The 963-nt window shown below is 42.3% G+C and carries 2 protein-coding genes; one reads left to right on the top strand and one right to left on the bottom strand.

All coding sequences use genetic code 11. From position 1 onward, the window contains the following. The first annotated feature begins 106 nt into the window (after positions 1-106). Positions 107-541, top strand: coding sequence for a DUF2753 domain-containing protein (locus R7O13_RS24860; RefSeq protein ID WP_005490627.1), 435 nt, complete (start codon positions 107-109; stop codon positions 539-541). 211 nt (positions 542-752) lie between these two features. Here R7O13_RS24860 and R7O13_RS24855 read toward each other — a convergent pair. Further along, the coding region (locus tag R7O13_RS24855) for an OmpA family protein (RefSeq protein ID WP_318304938.1) at positions 753-963 on the bottom strand (211 nt) is incomplete at its 5' end.

Raw genomic sequence — 963 nt, 5'->3', positions numbered from 1 at the left:
TTACAGGCAGGTCTGCGATCTGCCTGTCCTTTTGTAAACAAACCTCTTTACTTGATAATAATTATCGTTTAGATTCATCCCAAATTCGATACGTGGGACAACGATAATGATCAGTGAATGGGAAAAACACACACTCCTAGCCGATACTGCCCTGCAACTAGATGATCCTGTACGCAGCATTCTTCACTATCAACAAGCTTTAAGCTTAAGTGAAGACATTAGTGAATGCGTGGAAATTGAAGCAGACGAACGCCTTTTGATTTCTGTAATCTCTTGTCACAACCTCGCACAATTTTGGCGCTGGGCTGGTGATACCGAATACGAACTCAAATATCTTCAGCTGGCATCTGAAAAAGTGCTCACACTTATTCCCCAATGCCCAAACCAGAATTGCGCGAGCTTTATTGACTCCATCGGCTGTTGCACAAAAGCACTTATCGATTTTATGAAGCGTCATCCAAACCCAGCAATTGCGAAACAAGTAGAGAAGATCGATACCGCAACCAATTGCGAAGTGATCGCTAAGTTTCGTTTAAATTAATGAGCAAAGGTCGAAAATAAGCTGACCTCATCACTTGGAAATGACTCAACGAAAGTTATTCGACAGTAAGTAGATACTCACTAACATATACAAAGTAAGACTTGAGCGTTTTCGATGCTCTTACTTAATTTACAAGCTAACAACGTCAATATACAAAAACGCCGGAGATTATTTCTCCGGCGTTTTTTATGTAAGCATGCTTTACTACGGCCTAAACTTGAGTTCGACCTAAAGAGATGACTACACGACGGTTCTTGTCTTTACCAATCGGCGTGCCATTATCAGCAATAGGTCGGCGCTTGCCATAACCTTGCACTTGAATACGATCCTCTGGCAAACCCAGTGATTCAAAGTAAGTACGTAGAGACTCTGCTCGTCGCTCAGATAGGCTCTGGCTTTCGCTCTTACCATCGGTTGAATCA

It is taken from the genome of Vibrio sp. Y176 (assembly GCF_033438945.1).
This window is presented reverse-complemented; position numbering and strand designations above follow the sequence as displayed.